This is a genomic window from Xanthomonas sp. NCPPB 1325, assembly GCF_041477645.2.
Lineage (GTDB): Bacteria > Pseudomonadota > Gammaproteobacteria > Xanthomonadales > Xanthomonadaceae > Xanthomonas > Xanthomonas cannabis.
This window is the reverse complement of record NZ_CM192985.1, coordinates 784,077-802,162: the sequence shown is the minus strand read 5'-3', so window position 1 is coordinate 802,162 and position 18,086 is coordinate 784,077. Positions and strand designations below refer to the sequence as shown.

17 protein-coding genes are annotated in these 18,086 nt (G+C 58.6%); 9 read left to right on the top strand and 8 right to left on the bottom strand.

The features are described from left to right. Positions 1–51 precede the first annotated feature (51 nt). From ACCQ10_RS03210 to ACCQ10_RS03200, 3 genes are all read right to left on the bottom strand, one after another. Complete coding sequence (locus tag ACCQ10_RS03210) at positions 52–2,484, bottom strand: TonB-dependent receptor plug domain-containing protein (protein ID WP_372362199.1); 2,433 nt, start codon at positions 2,482–2,484, stop codon at positions 52–54. 679 nt (positions 2,485–3,163) lie between these two features. Beyond that, a complete protein-coding gene (locus ACCQ10_RS03205) occupies positions 3,164–3,487 on the bottom strand; it encodes a DUF4880 domain-containing protein (protein WP_166767848.1) in 324 nt (107 codons plus the stop codon). A 93-nt stretch (positions 3,488–3,580) separates the two neighbouring features. Then, the gene (locus tag ACCQ10_RS03200; protein WP_372362198.1) at positions 3,581–4,153 is read right to left on the bottom strand and encodes an RNA polymerase sigma factor; all 573 of its coding nucleotides are present in this window, start codon (positions 4,151–4,153) and stop codon (positions 3,581–3,583) included. 611 nt (positions 4,154–4,764) lie between these two features. Between ACCQ10_RS03200 and ACCQ10_RS03195 the strand changes: the two genes are divergently transcribed. Then, positions 4,765–5,586: a hypothetical protein gene (locus ACCQ10_RS03195; protein ID WP_372362197.1), complete on the top strand. Its 822-nt coding sequence runs from the start codon at positions 4,765–4,767 to the stop codon at positions 5,584–5,586. 82 nt (positions 5,587–5,668) lie between these two features. Here ACCQ10_RS03195 and ACCQ10_RS03190 read toward each other — a convergent pair whose 3' ends face one another. The 5 genes from ACCQ10_RS03190 to ACCQ10_RS03170 form a co-directional block, all read right to left on the bottom strand. Then, positions 5,669–6,535 (bottom strand): DUF6973 domain-containing protein, encoded by an 867-nt coding sequence (locus ACCQ10_RS03190; protein WP_372362196.1) that lies wholly within the window; start codon positions 6,533–6,535, stop codon positions 5,669–5,671. Between the two features lie 3 nt (positions 6,536–6,538). After that, complete coding sequence (locus tag ACCQ10_RS03185; RefSeq protein WP_372362195.1) at positions 6,539–6,877, bottom strand: hypothetical protein; 339 nt, start codon at positions 6,875–6,877, stop codon at positions 6,539–6,541. Between the two features lie 332 nt (positions 6,878–7,209). Beyond that, positions 7,210–8,676 carry an XVIPCD domain-containing protein gene (locus tag ACCQ10_RS03180; RefSeq protein ID WP_372362194.1) on the bottom strand — a complete coding sequence of 489 codons (1,467 nt, stop codon included), beginning with the start codon at positions 8,674–8,676 and terminating at the stop codon, positions 7,210–7,212. A 14-nt stretch (positions 8,677–8,690) separates the two neighbouring features. Further along, entirely contained in the window at positions 8,691–9,320 is a 630-nt protein-coding gene (locus tag ACCQ10_RS03175; RefSeq protein WP_372362193.1) for a hypothetical protein, read from the bottom strand. Between the two features lie 86 nt (positions 9,321–9,406). Further along, positions 9,407–9,823: a SymE family type I addiction module toxin gene (locus ACCQ10_RS03170; protein ID WP_372362192.1), complete on the bottom strand. Its 417-nt coding sequence runs from the start codon at positions 9,821–9,823 to the stop codon at positions 9,407–9,409. A gap of 725 nt (positions 9,824–10,548) precedes the next feature. On the opposite strand from ACCQ10_RS03170, the gene ACCQ10_RS03165 reads away from it, so the two are divergent. The 8 genes from ACCQ10_RS03165 to ACCQ10_RS03130 all read left to right on the top strand — a co-directional run bounded on the left by ACCQ10_RS03165 (position 10,549) and on the right by ACCQ10_RS03130 (position 17,629). Then, positions 10,549–11,247, top strand: a complete 699-nt coding sequence (locus ACCQ10_RS03165) for a hypothetical protein (protein WP_372362191.1) — start codon at positions 10,549–10,551, stop codon at positions 11,245–11,247. A gap of 558 nt (positions 11,248–11,805) precedes the next feature. Then, positions 11,806–12,993 carry an XVIPCD domain-containing protein gene (locus ACCQ10_RS03160; protein WP_372362190.1) on the top strand — a complete coding sequence of 396 codons (1,188 nt, stop codon included), beginning with the start codon at positions 11,806–11,808 and terminating at the stop codon, positions 12,991–12,993. Between the two features lie 155 nt (positions 12,994–13,148). Further along, a complete protein-coding gene (locus ACCQ10_RS03155; protein WP_372362189.1) occupies positions 13,149–13,541 on the top strand; it encodes a hypothetical protein in 393 nt (130 codons plus the stop codon). A 704-nt stretch (positions 13,542–14,245) separates the two neighbouring features. Next, the gene (locus ACCQ10_RS03150; RefSeq protein WP_372362188.1) at positions 14,246–14,776 is read left to right on the top strand and encodes a transposase; all 531 of its coding nucleotides are present in this window, start codon (positions 14,246–14,248) and stop codon (positions 14,774–14,776) included. After that, positions 14,727–14,936: a hypothetical protein gene (locus tag ACCQ10_RS03145; protein WP_372362187.1), complete on the top strand. Its 210-nt coding sequence runs from the start codon at positions 14,727–14,729 to the stop codon at positions 14,934–14,936. Before ACCQ10_RS03150 ends, ACCQ10_RS03145 begins: the two co-directional genes overlap by 50 nt. Before the next feature lie 203 nt (positions 14,937–15,139). Next, complete coding sequence (locus tag ACCQ10_RS03140; protein WP_372362186.1) at positions 15,140–16,264, top strand: hypothetical protein; 1,125 nt, start codon at positions 15,140–15,142, stop codon at positions 16,262–16,264. 249 nt (positions 16,265–16,513) lie between these two features. Next, on the top strand, positions 16,514–16,885 hold the full coding sequence (locus ACCQ10_RS03135) for a hypothetical protein (RefSeq protein WP_372362185.1): 372 nt from the start codon (positions 16,514–16,516) through the stop codon (positions 16,883–16,885). Positions 16,886–16,963: 78 nt separating this feature from the next. Continuing rightward, a complete protein-coding gene (locus tag ACCQ10_RS03130; protein WP_372362184.1) occupies positions 16,964–17,629 on the top strand; it encodes a hypothetical protein in 666 nt (221 codons plus the stop codon). Positions 17,630–18,086: the final 457 nt, after the last annotated feature.

Here is an 18,086-nt window from a genome sequence, read left to right as displayed (position 1 = left end):
AACGCTCAAGGACCATCGCCAGTACATTGGCTGCAGCAGGCAGCCCACGCATCACCAGTGCTTGGACACCGACACGCTCACGAAGCGACCAATCGCCGAATAGTTGGTTGAGTCGTACGGCGCCACGTACAGCGGCGAGGTCACCCGATACAGCGGCGGATCGCGATCGAAGGCGTTGTCCACCGACACCCCGAATTCCAGCCCGGCCCATGCATCGCGGCGTGCACCGGTGGCGTAGCGCAATGCCATATCGAAGGTGGTGAATGATGCCGACTCCATCCCATCGGCGCGGTTGCGCACCCCGCCGCGGTAGTTGCCGAACAGCGAGGCAGTGAGCCCGCCCTGTTTCCACACCGCGCCCACGCGGCTGCTCAGCCTGGGCGGGTTGAACAGCGTGCCGGACAGATCGAACGTCGGTTGCGCGGGCAATGTCTGCTGCGTGCTGTCCAGCCAGCTCGCCGAGCCCCGCAGGGTCAGCGTGCCGCGCGCCAACGCCACCTGGTAGCTGCCGCTCAGGTCCAGGCCCTCGATGTCCTGCTGTGCCACGTTGGCGTACTGCGTGTAGATGATTGCCGCCACCCGGCTCGGGTCGTAGGCGACGCCGGCAAAGTTGGAGAACCGGCCGGCGAGCGCGATCACATCGGCCTGCGCCTGCGCTGTCGGCGTACGGTCCACGAAGGGCGCGTAGATCGGATTGCGCAAGGCCTGGCTGGCATTGGCGATCGGCTGCAGTACGCGGTTGCTGTAGTCCACCCCGAACCAGGTCAGCTCCGCCTCCAGGCCATCCAGCGCCTCGGGGTGCCAGGCCAGCGAGACTGAGCGGGTAATGGCGCGCTCCGGCTGCAGATCCTGGTTGCCGCCATCGGCCACCAGCACCGTCGTCCCGGCGGGAAAGCCTACCCCGCCGAACGCGCCCGGCTGGAACAGCCATGCCTCCTGCGCATAGTTGCGCTCGAACAGCGTGGGCGCCTTGAACGACTTGCCCCATGAGGCCTTGAGCGTCACATCGCTGCCAGGCGCATACAGCGCACCGAACTTGGGCGTTGTCACCCCGCCGAAGCTGCTGTAGTCCTCCCCGCGCACCGCCGCTGTCAGCGTCAGTCGCTGCACACCGGGCACGCCCTGCGCCGGGTCCACCACTGGCAGGCTCACCTCCGCATAGGCGAAGCGCGCGCTTTCGCTGCCGTCGATCGTCTCCACGCCGTTGACGTGGTTGATGTTGCGGAACGTGTTGCTGCGATACCCCACCCCGGCGGCCAGGCGCGCATCGCCTGCCGGCAGCGCAAGCAGCGGCCCTTCGGCGCCCAGCTCGTAGCTGCGGCTGTCGTTGCAGTAGCACAGGTCGGTCACGCTCACCGCACCGCTGGCCAGCGCCGTTTCCTGGCGGTATTGATCGTGCTTGCTGTTGCCGTCGGTGGCGCCCAATGTCAGCGTCCAGTCGTTGGGCAACCACACCGCAAGGCTCGGCGACAACAGCAGGCTGGTGGTGGTCGGCGTGACCCGGCTGTTGCGGCCACTGACAGCATAAAAGTGCAATTGGTCGCGTTCAGTGCGTAACGCATCCAGGCGCAATTCGGCGTTGTCGCCCAGCGCCTGGTAGGCACTCAGCAGCCCGCTGCGCAGGTCGCTGCCCGGATACAGCGTGGACGGGTCGGTGAGTTGAGTGGTGTAACTACGCTGACGGCTGTAGATGGGGTCTGCGGACGCGTCCTGATAGGTCGCGATCACTCCACCACTGCGCCAGGTGGTGCCGGCCGTAACGCTGTATTGCCGCGAGGTGAGCCCGCCTTGCGTGGCCCGCCCGAAGCGCGTGCCAACGCTCACCCCGTCGTAGTCGCGCTTGAGGATCACATTACCGACGCCACCCACCGCGTCCGACCCATAGATTGCCGACGCACCGTCGGCCACGATCTCCAGCCGCTCCACGGCCTCCACCGGGATTGCGCTGAGATCCACCGCCTGGGTGAAGCCACCATACGCCAGACGACGCCCATTGAGCAGGGTAAGCGTGGCGTCGGCACCCAGCCCGCGCAGGTTAAGGCTCGCGCCACCGGTCATGTTCTGGTTCGCATTGCCGGCCCCGGCCAGATTGCCGCTCAACACCCCCGGGTTCTGTCCACCGGAGAAGTTCTGCGGCACGCTGCGGATCACCTCGCCCAGATCGCCGAAATCCTCTTCCTGGATACGCGCCGCGTTGATCGCGATTACCGGCGACGGCACGGTACCGCCCTTGATGCGCGTGCCGGTGACTTCGATGGACTCCAACTCGGTTGCGGCGGTTTGCGCCGGCAGGACTGCCGCACTTGCTGCCTCCGGGGCACTGGCACCGGGCGGCGGGGCTGCGTTCGTCGCCACGGCTGCCGGCGTCTTCTGCGCCGCTGCCGGAGGTCTTGTCGCCGCCTGCGCCGCCACCGCACCTGCCGTCCCGCTTGCCACGGCGAACAGGGCGATAGAAATGGCGTCGCGTAATGTGCGTGTCTTCATGCTGCGTCCTTTGGCCTGCCTGGGTTGGCCCGCCGACAGCGCGCCCGGTTCGCCCGGAGCGCATCGCCAGCTGAGCAAGATCGGTCCTGCACCTGACTGCTGAAACACGCATACCGCAACGCGGAAGCAGTGATCAGTATCGCTAACCGTTTGATTCACGAGCAATCATCGCCCACGCACAGTGGCTCGGTACCCAGCCGGGCCCGACACGTCATCGCTGTGGGCGCTCTTGCTCTTCCCCTACCACCTGCTCTGCGTCCAGCGCGCTATACCCGCATCGCCATCACCAGCGCACGCGCTGCCGTGGCTACCTTCGCAGGCGCATCAGCGCGTTGCGTATGGCTTGCACCACTGGTGCTGCACATGCTGCGCGGCCATGCATTGCGACACGCCATGTGTGCGCGGCGGCTGCCGCGATACAAGCCATACCCCAATCTGCGGTATAGGCCCCAAACCCACACCGCGCCCCGCTACTGCCCGTCGTGCTTGCATGTGCATCCTTCGCGTCCTGGGCGCGGCACCATCGCCATTGCGTCCCCCGACAACAAGTGATGTTGCGCAAGCGCAATGCCCTACCAGCAACGTGTGCAATATGCAGGCAGCGCTGCAACAGAGCGCACATTCAACGGTTTCTGCAACACGCAGTGCGGTTTGCTGAGTGCCGAGCGCTGAGTGCGCGCTACTGCACCAGCAGGTGATGCACCGCATAGCCGATCGCGGCAACCAGCATCGCTGCCAGCAACAGCCAGGGCCAGCGACGACGCCGGGCAGAGGCCGGCGTCAGCAGTTCCAGATCGCGTGCGGTGGCGGCCTGCAACTCGGGGTCATCCAGCACTGCCGATGCGTGTTCGTCCACCTCGAGCAACTGCTGGTAGGCCGCACGATGGCGCGGATCGGCAGCCAGCCACGCCTCGCGCGCAGCGCGCTCGGCAGCAGTCTCGCTGCCGCGTCGAACGAGATAGGCGGCCGCCTGCGCGTGGATGCGCCCGGACTCTGCACGCATGGCTGGTGACTCCCGACGGGCCGTCTGCTGCGCCCTCGCGCACGATGCTACCAGCATCTTCCGGCGGCGCCAGCCAACCGCCTTGCAGCCCGGTTACTGCGGCAATTCCCCCACCGCCGCGCGGCACGCCAGCAGCGCACGGCTGATGTGCTTCTCCACCATCTTGGTGGAAATCCCCATCTTCGCGGCGATCTGCGGATATGTGAGCCCGTCGAACCGGCTGAGCTTGAACGCAAGCCGGCACTTTGGCGGCAGCTCGAGCAAGGTGCGCTTGAGCAGCACATCGAGTGTCTGGCGCGCATCGGCAATCTCGTCCACGCCGGCCTCGTCGGCCCTGATCGGCGCCACCTGATCCAGCGACACATGCTGCGCCGCCAGCCGCCGGTGACGCTGCCGCCGCAGCTCGATCACCAGATTGTGCGCAATGCGGTACATCAACAGCCGGCGGTCGCCGATGTTGGGCGCATCGCGGTACACCATCATCCGCGAGAAGGTCTCCTGTGCCAGGTCTGCAGCGGTCTCGGCATCGCGCGTACGGCGGCGCAGGTACACCAACAGCTCGGCATGCAGTGCGGCCAATGCCTGGTCGAACTCGGCGCGGAGACGGTCCCTCTCGGCGAGCGACGGCTGCCCGCGCGCCATGGGCGGCCCGTCACGCGAGCTCATCGTGATCGCCGCGCCTTCGGCCAAGTGCCGCTGCCCACCAACTCCCCCACGCATCTTGCGACACGACGCACCAGCGCAACGCGCGCGCGAGGGTCATGCAAGTGGATCTGAACATGAGCAGTGCAGCCGAAAGATGGAGAGTGGGTGGTGGGCGCCGCACCCCGAACCGCAGCCCCACCTCTTCCTCTATGACGGCAAGCGATGCTAACCCCCTACGTTGTGGGTGTTAATCAGCCTCGGTCGAGATCACCACGCACTCCACACCTGGTCGCTGCAAGCGCAGTCCTGCCCGCGGCATCGCACGGTTACAACGCTTTTTTTGGGCGCACTCCATGCAAACAACAAGCGGAATGCTGCAGCAATTGCGAACAATGGATACGCGGCTTGCTACGAAGCGGGCAATGGGCCAATGCATGTGGACGAGAGCAACTGAGCCCGCACATTGCGGTCAGCAGGCACATACATACGGCAGATGCAAGGCGAAACGGGCAGACTATCGTCTGCAGTGCAGATGACGGAATCAGGGCAAGCTGCCATCCGGATTCGGATGCCGCGTAGACCGAGGCAGCCAATTTACGCCACACGCATAAAAGCAAAGGAAACCCAACGTAATGGACTACCTCATGCGTACCGCCTGGATGATCGCAGGGCTTGCCGGCACCCTCATCGCCGCGCCAATTGCGGCACAGTCAACCATCGGCAAGCCTGGGCCAACCGCATTGACGGCAGCTCCCCATACATCTGCCGTTGCGCAGCATGTGGAAGCCAGGCCGCCTGAGCCAGGTGAATACATTACAGACGCGGGATGGGGCCGGTTGCTGCTGACCGAAAACAATGGCGCGCTCCGATTCTCCGTGGAAAGCACCACCGGCCAATCCATGTGTTCACTGCAGGGCGCCGTCCGCGGCACGCAAGGCAGCGCAGAGGATGAAGCTGGCGCTATAGGCTGCAAGGTTCAGTTCTCACCAGTCGCCGAAGGCATCGACGTCACAACGCCCACCCCGATGGAATGCAAAACCTTGTGCGGCTATAACGGCGGTTTTGAGGCGCGTTACCTTCGTACCACGACAGGCTGCGACCGCAACGCCATTGCCCGCACGCGCGCGGTGTTTCAGCAACACTACGATCGCAAGGACTACCAAGCAGCACTCTCTACACTGTCTCCCATCCTGACCCAGTGCGGGCATACACTGGAATGGGACGAGAAGGGAGATATGCGCAACGACCTGGCAATCACCCAGTACAAGACTTCCCAGTACACGCAGTGCCTGGAAACGCTGCACGACTACGCTGAAGATACAGCGTCACCAGACGATGCGGTGACGGACAACTGGCCGCCGGCCCTTGCCGATCGCTATCTGGCAATCGTCCGCGCAGCTAGAACCAATATTGGGTTGTGCAAAAAAGGGCTAGCCAGGCAAAAGAAGGACTAGCCATGACCGATAGGCGGGGATACGAAAGACATCGGGTAGCACGCGACAATCTCCAACCGCCCACTAGGCCACCGTGGGCCGGCTAACGTGCAGGTGCAGGGGCTTGTGGTGCAGCTTGCGACTGCGCTTGGTCATAGGCGTGGACAGCATTCTGCTGGTCGGCCGTGTAGAGGCTCTGGCGCATATCGGGTGCCGGAGTTGTTGCGTCCACCTGCGCCCGAAATCCCGGCGTCTTTCCAGCCACGAAGATGTGATCGTCACGTAACACGGCGCCGGCGAGTTGGTCGACCCGTTCCACGCCGGCCTGCTTTGCGGCAATCATGACCTCGGCAACCTTGGTATCGGAAACGGATGCCGGCAGCTGCCCACGCAACGTCTGGAAATACGCACGATCCGGATGCGTGTCTGGGAACTTGTCACGCGCCTGGTCCTGCAAGCGGGATACATCCTTGTTGATCCGGTCAACATCGCCGCTGGTCACAAGATCACGCTGAGGATCTCCCTGGGGCCGCGCCAAGCGTGGATCGTCGGGAAACAGCTGCCTGAGCCGCGGATCGTTCAAACCGGTCGCCAGATCGCCCTGGCGCAGGGCAGTGTAGGCCTGTCGCGCCAGCTCATCCTGCCCGGAGGTCTGATCGCCGAGCCGGCGACCGGCTTCGTTGTTCCATAGATCCATGCGATGTTCGTAGGGATCATTTGGATGGGCTGGCCCAATCTCGGCATCATCTCCGAACCTGCGTGCGATCCACTGCTGACCTAACGCAAGCTGGGTGACACGGCCGCTGGTATACGCATGTCGAAAGGCATCGAGCTCATCGTTGTGCCCTTGCGATTGGAAACTGCCATCGGGACGCTTTGCCAAGGTGATGCCGCTCAGCTGTTCGTAGTGCCGATAGGCTTCCTGCTCAATCTGACGCTTGGCACCCTTCGGATCGGTGATATCGACCATGGCTTAGCCTCCCTGCGCTGCCTTCTGAAACTCGATAGGCCCTTGATAGCCCGGATACTTCTTCTTTATCAGGATGTGGTCTGATGGCGAGACGCAGCTGTCCTCCAGTGAATTGGCAACATGTCCCTCATCCACGAAGAACTCTTCATAAGGCAACGGCAGCACGGATGTTTCTCCGTCGCGGTCGAACTTCAGCAACAGGCTGTCATCGCGCTCGAAGCACAGCCGCTTCCAAGCAAAAGTTGTCAGCTTGCCGGCTTCAACCACAGCCGAATCCTTGCCGGCCAGCAGCGCCACAACATGCTCGGAAAACTGTTCCTTTGAAATCGGTGGCTCATTCATGGCGCATCCTGCAAAGGTGGCAACAACCACTGCGGCCGATGCCGAAAAGTAATGAGGGAAGATAGCGAATGGCATACAGCGCGGCCCCTTCCAGCGGTAAAGCGATGTTTTACCAGAAGCACAAAGCGCACGCATCCTTACAGGAATAGCGACGCCCCCATCTAGCGAATTCCGGCCCACGCCTGCCGAGGAAGTCCTGGAGATTTCGATCAGACAATTACATTGGATTTGAGTAGTCGCCCATCTGATTACAGCTCTGTGAAGGTGGATCAACGACACAATAGACAAGTCAGTCGCACTCAGTGACAGCAATACCGACGACATGGAATATCTCAGCGCGCTATTGATGGTCCTGTCTGGGTAACAGCTTGCTGCGACTGCTCCAGCGCCTGCTGCTGTTCGCGTGCCTGGGCCTGAGCCTGGTTGATTGCCTGCAGACGGTCGAACGACTGGCTCTCTGGTGCCTGCACGGCGTCCACCGTCGGCATGTGTGCACGCTGGTGTGCCGGGTCGTTGAGGGCGCCCTGGACGACAAAGACCTTCTCGCCGCCGGCCAGCTGACCTGTGGGGTTGTTGAGCACTACATGATCCACCCGCGACAAGCCTTCCTCTTTGGCCAGCGCAAGCAGGCTGGCAGTCATGCGCTGGCTTGCCCCATCCCACTCTTTGCCGTGCTGGGCGTCGAGCTGCATCACACCACTTTTGATCTGCTGATACAGCGCGTGGTCTGGGTGGCCTGGCTGTGAAGGCGTCTGCGCCGGGGAACGTGGCGATTGTGGGTCGCGCTCTCGCAGCTCCTGCTCCAGCGCCTGGGCAGAAATCGGCGAGACGTGCAGGTGAGTGTCCTTGCTGTGCTGGAAGAGCCCAGGGGTTGGCGGCTGCGTACTACTGTCCAGGTATGGCATGGGACGGGTGTCGCTGCCCAGGTCAATGCCGTTGTGCTCCAAAATTTCTTCATTGAATCCCAGGCGCTGCATGTCCAGGATCATTGGCTGCTCCGGCTCGCCGGGCTTTGACTTGTTGTAGTGTCGCTCGTAGATGGCGGCTGTGCCGACCACCCACGGACCGTAATGGTTGACGTAGTCGGACTGGCCCGCATGACCGATACGGGTGTCCTTGACCGACTTGTCGAAGTAATTCACTCCCATTGCCTCGACATTACCCGCCGTGGGCGACAACGTCAGGTCGCTATTGAACGTCAGGTTTGCCTTCGGCGTGTAGACACTTGGATAACCGCTGCGCGTGACGAAATCTCTGGCCCGACCATCCGCAAACAGGTACACATCTTCAAGCGTAGGATTAGGGTTACGACTCTTAACCGCGCTCACGATAGCGTTCCATCCGGCTATTTCGGCCGTTGCTTCGTCCGCACGGTTACTGGCAAGTACCTTCTCGCCAGCAGCAGTGTAATCGTGCGTGCTACGGGCGATTTTTATTGCCTCTGTTTTGAACTGTTCCCGCGCAAGCGCAGCAGTGGGACTGTAAAGGCTATGCTGAATTTCATGTCCCAAGACGAAAGTCAAATCGCCTGCTGCTGCATGCTTGCCGTTGGCATCATTCACCAGCGCTGCAAGCGGCAGGTGAATTTTCTGATCGCGTGGATCATAGGTGCCTCCCGCATGCGGATCGTTTAACGGCGCGAAGCCTTTCAGCACCTTTTTCTGCACCGCCTCGTTGATCTGGCGGGTCAACTCGGGCGAATCGTTCAGGACCCGGTTGAAGTTGTCCAGATGCTCACGTGTGACACCTGGTTGCTGACCGAATGACGCCACCACAGCACTTGCTTCTTGGCTCAACATGTCCGCTCCTTGGACTAGCGAATTTGAACCCACTCGACGCACTGATGAGTGGTGCGCGCTAAAGGTTCGTCAGCCTCTCCACGCGGGAAGAGCTCTACGCGCATCCCTGGGCGTTGAAAGATATCGCTCATCCATCGCCCATCTTCGACAAGATTGCGTTGTCGCGAGAAACCCATTTTTTCGAGGTGCGCCGCAAATGCCTCGAAGTCGATCTGGCAGATATCCGACATAGACGGAGACACTTCTGGTGGATTAGGCAGGAACAGGAACTCGAACCATGCACCCTTTATTTCAGTTTTGTTGACACCAAACCCGTAGTTCCAGTCTCGGGTCAGCACTCCGCTGGCACCGAACCGCCCGGAACCATCACCGCGATGCTGTACCGACTGGCCCATTGCTCGAGACACATGGTCGGCAGTGAACGATTCAATACTGGTGCTTGTGCGAATCAGCTCCAGTACCCGCTCCAATGCTTCCTGCGCGGTACGTGGTCCACCTTTGGAAGGATCTGCAGGTACGTGATTGGCTGAGGAACTCATGGCAGATGTCTCCGTGACGGTTGCCGGGGCTGGGGTGGCCGCCGTGTGGGCGCATGCGCCCAGAGCGAGGGTGGCGAGCAAGGCGTAGAGGGGGCGCGCGATCATGAAGCGTCCGTTGTGCGCTGGTGTGGCTGCGACGCTAGTGGCATCCGGCACCGAGGTCAATCGCAAGGGGTCTGGCAGCCGTACCATCATCGCCGCACGCTGCGCGCCTTGGCCGGCACCTCCACCGGCGGCAATACCTCCATCAACAGCTGCCCTTCGCTGGCGGTGATGCGCAGCTTGGTGCCGATGGCAAAGCCCAGTTGTTCCAGCCATAGGCCGCTGAGGCGGACATGGGGCACGTGCTGGTCGCCGGCGTGGTCGTGGGCGCCGGGGTAATGGGTGTAGCTGACCGTGCATTGGCGCGGGCGGCGGGCGCGGCGGGGTGCGCGTAGCGTGCCGGGGCCTTGCGGGGAGGCGTCCGGATCGGGCGGCAGCATCGGTGGCAGCTTGGTGCGGTCGGGTTCCACAACGACCCACTGCACCCGCTTGGGCGGCGCGGGGCGCGTACGCGTGCGGGTGGGCCGTACGCTGGCAGATGCCGTGGGTGGGCGGCGGCGTGTCATGGCGCCTCCGGCTGGTGGCGGGTGATGGATGCGGCGACGCACTGCTGCAACGCCACGGCCTTGTGTACGAACCGGCGGCGCGAGGTGTGCGGCAGCACAGCGGGCTGGCAACTAAGCGGATGCGCGCAATGGGCGCTCGCCTGCTCAACAGCTGCGCGTGCGGCGAGCTGGCGCAGCATCCCGCCTACATCTAGCAGCAGGCGGTGAGCGGAGGCTGGCAATAGATAACCCGGCACCGGGGCCGGCGTGGATGGTGCGGTAGACATGGCAACGCCCTCCTGGAACGACCCAAGAACCGCCGCCAACGGCGACGGGATGTCGGGAGGTTCGAAACCGCACACAGCCGGCGGGCGTATTCCCCTTGCGGGTGTTGTATTAGCCGCCCTCCCGACGCAGGCATTGCGTCGGCTTGTACCTGCAGGATGCAGGCACAAAAAACCCACCGGTTTGACGGAGGTGGGCACCGCTGTGTGAGGAGTTTCGACGCTCCTTGACTTGGAGATTGCAGCGCACGGATCGCGATGTCAACTGTCGCCATCTGTTCTTAAAAGGCAGATCCAAAAAGCACGGATGCACAGCCCGTGTGCTCAGATATTTAAGATCACAGACCCGCTACGCATCGGGCGCACTAGAAGAAAATTTTTCGTACTGTCCCAACGTTTCCACCTGGTCGTATAGATCAGACACCTCTAATCTTGCCGTATCACTCAACGATGGCAGGCGTCATGGAAAGTAGCGGCGTAGCACCGGTCGTGCCTTTGACTTTCAAGGCATTAGAAGAGCGCCTCAGCGCGCTACCGGAGTTTCCAGCAGATACCGCCAGCCCAAGCCGCCTCGTGCGCGGCGCAGGCATCGTCATGGCGTTGGCAATCGCTTCGACGCTGATTGCATCATTCCTCAGCTTCACGAGTGTTCCGCCTCAGTTGCTAGTAAAGGTAGCAACCGCCGGCCTCCGGGTTGCATTAGTAGCATTGGGCGTCCTGATGCTGCTCGGCATTTACGGGATCGCGAGTGATCTGCGTCGATGGACATTAGATCAAGCAATGCGCACTGATCATCAGCTAGAGCAATTTATGCAGGAGGTGACCTGGCTGCAAGGGTATCCGGCAGCAACCTTGCAAGTCATGCTGGATCACGCTCGCTACAGCCATACACGCCGTGCGGGCCGCATTGCGCTATTGGCTGGAAGCATCGACAAGCTAGGCCTTCTGCCGGTTGCGGCATCGCTCTTCCTGGTTCTGCGCGCTGGTGGCAATCCTCTGGCGATGTCTCCATTGACAGCAATCGTGGGTATTTTCCTGTTGTTCTTCTGGATGATCTGCTGGGTTGCCACGTCGGCCAGGGGTAAACTGCAGACCTATGAATACTTGCTCGACATGGCGCTAAAAGGCAAAGAGAAAGGCGCAGCAGCAGCTGACGCATAAGATTGGGGGCCAGTCGAGGTCAGGCCAAGTCACCCTGCCCCTGTAACTTCATAGCTCCGCTATCTCTTGGGGGCGCATACTTGCAACCGAGCTACGCATGGATGACCATCTGTGTGATTGCGTTGGAGCTGTCAAATCATGCAAACGAATCCTCGCAGCAACCTTAGTTCTCTAGCACTGCTAGTAGCCGCTAGTCTCTTCTTCATACCAGGGTGCTCTGCCATGCAGCAAGACTCACGGCCCAGCTTTGATACTCAGCAGTCTGCCGCCAAGGCGAGGCAAGAGCTTCAGGCCGCTAATCCTATCGGGTCACCGCTTACGACTGCGCAGAAGAACCTTGAGGATCTTGGATTTCGCTGCCAAGCGCTGAACTCTCCTGGCGCAGGTTACAAAGCGTCAATGATGTGCACGCTTTCCCCTGTCGTGAAAGAGGCGCAGCCATCGGTGACAGCGCCAGCTGTGCCGGTTACCTGGATGGTGGGCTTTCATTCTGCTGACGGAATCTACTTGAGCAAACTGGTAGTGAATCGAGCTCCGCAAGATATTGAGGAATAAGTCATGGATGAGCAGAAGAAGGCAACAATTTTGGTGGGGGCAAGCGAGGTTGCTGGTGACCGCCGCCATCTTTACCTGCTCTTTCAGAAATCCGACGGCAGCCAGACGGTAGTACGTGGGGGACCCGACACTAGAGCCGAGGGAAATGACTTGGCAAACTTTGCCGAGAGCACAGTTCTTGGCTCGGAGAAGTTTGGGCACATTCGAGTTGAAGCAGCCCCTTACATTGCCCCTTATGAAATTGGGTACCGGCTCAAACAAGACGGCAACTACGAGCCAGTACCTTTGAACCAGTTGGATCCTTCCGAGCCGGCTCTTGCGAGGGATGCCAAGGGCAACATCGTGAAAGCGACAGTCACCGCACCAGACTGGCCCGCACCGGGCGAGCGCCACGAGCGCATCGTTGCCTGGAGCGGTTCTGACCAGGAGTTATCCACAAAACTTGAGTCTGCCCTGAAGGCTGGGGATCAGATCAATCACGCACAACTGGAATATTCTCCGCTGTACAACAACAGCAACGGTGTTGTCAGCAACTTGCTGAAGGCCAGCGGCGTTCAACCTGTTCTGCCGAAGAACGCACAAGGTGAGACAGTCAACGCCCCGGATTTCGGGGAAGACCTTTATCAAGACGTCGGCGCGGCATCGGTACGCAGCGGATACAGGTTTGACGGCAAGCAGTGGTTCGATGCGGACGATCGTAAAATCGCGCCTCCTACGAGTGGGCAGCCATTGGTACCACAGGATCCGGCCGCGCCGTCGCGTGGATCATCGGATGGTTTCAAGCTCAGCGCGCAGGCTCCATCGCCTAGCGATCCCATGTTTGCTCAAATCCAGGATGGCGTACATCGGATCGATCATTCGCTGAATCGTGTTCCCGATGCGGCAAGTGACCGTATGACCTGGAGCCTGTATGCCCTTGCCAAAGAGCAGGGTCTAGAACGTGTAGACAACGTGGTGCTTGGCCAAGCGGGCACCCGGGCAGCCGCCGGCGAGTACGTTTTCCTGGTCCAGGGAGATCCATCCACCTCCGTGTACCACCGTGAGCAAATGCGCACGGCAGATGCGGTGGAGAGTTCGGTTGAGCAAAGCCAAGCGCGCGTGCAATCCGCCGAACAGACACGTGCACTCGCGATGAGTGCTGAAACTCAGGAGCAGAATCAAAAGCAGGATGCACCAAGGCTGCAAGTCTGATTGACCTGGTCATAGCAGCCTTTCGACCAGCCAAGCAGAGACAACACGTAAGTATTCAGACACTTGGCAAGTAGCTCGCTTCCGGCGTTTGCGGTAGCTTTTGGCTTGCCGAGGTGGCAGGTGCTAACGTTTCTAGACGGATCCCAAACCTTGGCATGAACTTAGATATGAAAATTAGGCTCATCTTTGGGACAGCACTACTTTCGCTATCAATCTCGACTGCTTCTGCAGAAGTAAGTATGCGCTCTGATTACAGGAAGATTGATGTGCAGCCGGTCAAAGTTGCAAAGGCAGGATCCAACTCGCTCCAAATCACCTATCACATGCCGGCGGAAAGCAAATTTTATTCTCCCGGCGTTGATTTTTTAAGTACCCGCGGCGTCTTGCGCATTGCCATCCGCAGATGTGGCATTAGTGCTAGGTGCGACGCCATGGCGAAAGCTGTCATCCCACCAGCCGAGCTTTGGACGCCGAAAGTCACCGTACCCTATGCGGGCGAAGAGGTCTTGCTGGTTTACGTGGATACAGAAGAAAAATTTTCGCCTTAGTTTTAAATTCTGTGCTCGCGGGTCAGTTCAACCTGCCCGCGTTAGTCTTAGCAATAAAATGCGTGACCGCGACATTCAGCCGGTCATGCAGCTACCTATCTCACTATTCACTCGAGCCGCCAGCATTTTTCTGCACGGCCCAATGGGAGCGCTCACTCCATGGAAATCCTCTACTCGGGTACGGACAAGATACTTTGCGACTCGCTCACTTTGATGCTCACTGAATCTCGAATCGAGTACGAGACTAGCAAGCGCTTGTACAGAGTGCAGATAAATGATGCCGATGAAGTGCATCAGGTTCTGGTTCATTGCAATGATTGGGACAGTGCAGCCCGACAGCTCGACATGCTTACCAGGAGGACGCAACGTAAAGAGATACCCGCATCAGTGAACCCTGGATCGCGTCGCCAGTACGCCGCAGTGATCATGATTGCTCTTGGAATCTCTGCCGGCCTTGCCACTACAAAGCTACTCAATAGCGCCCCCAACCCTTGCCTATTCTTACCGCAGCCCCATGCTCCCAACCGATAGACGACTGGCGGACATGTCGTCGACGCCGGCAACGCCGCGATCAAGGTATCGGGCGCTAACGGGGTCGCTAACGGGGTCAGGTTCACTTCCTAGCCAAATTTCAGGCTACGGCCTCAGCTTTCGGGAGGGTTTCCCCGCTATCAGCACCAACGCCGGGCTGCGAGTCTTGTCCCATGGCCAGGCTTCCACGCATCGACCTTCCTGGCATCCCGCAGCACATCGTGCAGCGCGGGAACAACCGCTTGCCCTGCTTTCTGGATGATGGCGATCGATTGCGCTATCTGCACCTGATGCATGAGGCCTTGCACGCCACAGGCTGTCAGCTGCACGCTTACGTCTTGATGGACAACCATGTGCACTTACTAGTCACGCCACCTGCAGCGGGACGAATCGGGCAGCTGATGCAGCGGCTTGGAGAAAACTATGTCGCATTGTTCGATGGCCGCCGCGGGCGCACTGGTACGCTATGGGAAGGGCGGTACAAAGCGTGTCTTGTGGACAGTGCGGACTACGTCCTTCGCTGCTATCGCTACATTGAGCTCAATCCGGTGCGTGCTCGCCTGACCGACAACCCGGCGGCGTATCGCTGGTCCAGTTGCCCAGCTAACCTAGGCCAGCGCAGGTACTCCGCACTGACACCACATCCCTGTTGGCTTGCGCTTGGCAGCGACCCGATCCAACGCCTACCGTGCTCTGCTCGATGAAGCCCTCTCCGACGAACTGCTTACCAGCATTCGTCTTCATCTGCAGCAGCAGCGAGCCCTGGGCCACGACGCCTTCCGCGCAATGATCGAAGTCAAGACCCACCGCTTTGCCGGCGTCAGGCCCGCTCATCGGCCACGCAAACCGAACACCGCCGACTGATAAGTTAACCTGACCCCGTTATTTCCAGGCGTCAAGCCCGCGCATCGGCTACACACGCCGAGCGCCGTCGATTGATAAGTGAACCTGACCCCTTTATTGATCACCCCGTTATTGAGCCTACACTCAGACCAAATCTGCCTCCTGCATCTATACCTGTCATGCTAGATTAATTTACTAACCACAGGATCTGCTTGGAGCGCGCAATGTCCACAGATAGCAATCGCACTACACAGTCAGCCTCAGTCGAGGACATATGTAATCTTGCGCATGACGTCTTATCCGCCATAACTCGCGATCTAAATGAAGAGCACTATAAGGATCCGATGTCGTCGTTGACGTTTTCGTGGTCCACTCAACCCGGATTTGTCGCTTGGGCGGAAAGCAACTCGTGTCCGAGCCAACCTCCTGTACACAAGATATGCTTCAGCTATGAATTGGCTATTTGCACATACAGAGATGCCGAGGACTTTTACGATTTCTCAACTTTCAAGGACGAGCTTGATCTACCCATTATCAAGATGCTCGAGGAAGTTACTGGAAAACATCCGTCTGCTCTCGCTTGCTTTGATCGACAGGCAGCTGTATCCAACATGTTCATTGCCGGAATTACCTGGATCTACTTCCATGAAATCGGCCATCTGATACAGGAACACGGATATATACGCGAAATTTATTCGGACAAACCAACAGGTATCACCCTCGTTAGCGAAGCCAACGGCAGTCTTAGCAAAGCCTTGAGCCCCCGCGATTCGGAGGTATCACACACAACAGAGGTAGCTGCAGATTTCGAGGCAATTACTTTGTCTATTTCCGAAATACTCAGACATGCTTTCAGAGACTCGGAAAACAGCTGTGATCTCGAATTTTTCTTGGGAACTACCTACCTTCTGGCCGCAATGCTTCCTTGCTTGTTTTATCGCTTCTTGGATAACAAGCACTTGGATGCACAACAACTGCCAGAGGGAAGCCATCCACATCCTGTTCGAAGGTTGGAGCTATTGATTCCACACATTGTCGAGACTCTTGACTGGCATCCGGTCAGATCGGTGACCCACCATATGATAGACAGAAGAGAATTGGTCGGATTAATCGGCCACGCTGCCTATATCGGCGCTATCTTCTGGTTGGGCCGGCATAGCGACGAAAGACCGGTCGATCCGGAAATCCTTTTTTCCATCATCAACAAAGACGATGCGGGCAAACAGTATTTCCGCAGGATCGTTGAGATTTGGGATGAGATCGAGCCGAAAATCCGAGAAATCAGGCGATATGGCCCGGAAATGGGAGTGATGACTATTACGCAGGAATTCAGAGATATTCTTACCTAGTTCAAGCGATTGCTACTTAAGGAGGGACATCGGAAATCCTTTAGCGATGTCTCCAATGACAGCGATGGTTGGTATTTTTGTGCTATTCTTTTGGATGGCGTGCTGGGTAACAACTCGGCTAGGGGCAAGCTTCAGACCTACGAATATTTGCTCGACATGGCATTGAAGAACAAAGAAAAGGATGAAGCAGCAACCGGCGCATAGACTTGGTTCAATCGGCGACGCAAGCAAAGCGCCGTCGATAAGTAAGTGAACCTGACCCCGTTATACAAACGCGCAGCCGTCTCTATCGACCAAGCAATTCAGATGCCTTTGGAGCAGTCGGACGCAAAGCTACAAGCGGCCAACCAAGCTATCGTCCAGGAACAAACGCAGATACGACAGCAGGACCTGGCATGGAGCCAACAGGAGGCCAGCACCACGCATGAGTGTCTGATGACTATTAGCCTTCCCACTCATTTACTCGATAACGGAGCACAAGTCCCCTTTATGCCTTTTTATCATTATGACCTGCCACCATTTACGAAGTGTACCGCATTTAATCTACACACCAACAACATTTCGGTTCATTTTAAATGTAAATCTGATCTATCTCGTAGCAACCTCCGCGCTACCGGATAACAACCCAAATAATTAATTACAACAATGAATACTCCTAGGCAAAAACGCTCCATCAATTCTCTCAGCACGACAGTCACAATGTTCACTGGTGCGCTTCTGGCCATATGCACACTTACAGGAATACTTCTCCATGCCTGCGGACACGTTGCTACCATTACGTATCTAGATAAGTGGGGCTTGGACGAAAGCTTCTCACCCCAAGCTGGAGACTTAAAAATAATCGCAGGTTATGAAGCGATCATCACTCTCGGCACCGGCCTTCTTGAAGATTTCCCCTGGAGCCGTGCATTAGGGATATTTATTGGAATTGCATTGAGCATCTTCATAATTAAACTGCCCGTAAAACGCAACACCACATTATCCGACTGGCTAAATCGTCGCCATATTCTACTGAAGAATTTACTCCTATCGATAATGGGGTCAACTTTTGGAATGTATCTAGCGACGCTATGTTTCTTTGTCGGATTTTTCATACTACTTCTCCCAGGATATTTTGGCGAACGCGCGGGAAATATCAAAGCATTAAAACAACAAGAGAGATTCTTGAGCTCTGCCTCTAACGAGGACACAGAGTTTTGGAAATCAGATCGACGTATTGCGCGCGGGCGCATAGTAGCATCTACAGACGAAAAATTTGCTTTGTATGATAGAGACTTCCAGGCAGTTCGGATTATTAGCAGGGACGGCATAGAGGCCCGGACATCAATCAAATCGCTGAGATCAAGAAATGTTTTAGTTAATTAACCGAGGGCGGCGTTTTTGTATGCTCGCTATTCTTATGGCCACCGAGTGCGCTGCCTGCACCTGCTCAGCACCGGGCACCATACGCCACAGGCTGCTAACTAAAATCCCTAAGTATTGACGGACAACCACGTGCACTTGCCTGCCGCGACGCCCGCAATAAGACGGTTCGGAGCAGCTGATGCAGCAGCGTGGTGCAACTACATAGGGCTATTTAACGGCCACCACGGGCGCCACGACATGCTATGGGAAGGCCGGTCGCTACAAAGTATGTCTTGTCAGATTCAACGCTTAACACGCTCAGCTCGATGAAGCCCTCTCCAGCGACCTGCTCACTAGCATCCGCCTCCGATCCACAACAGCAGCGAGCTCTGGGCCACGACGCCTTCCGCGCAATGATCGAGCCAAGACCTGCCGCTTTGCAGGCATAAGGCCCGCTCATCGGCCGCGCAAACAGAGC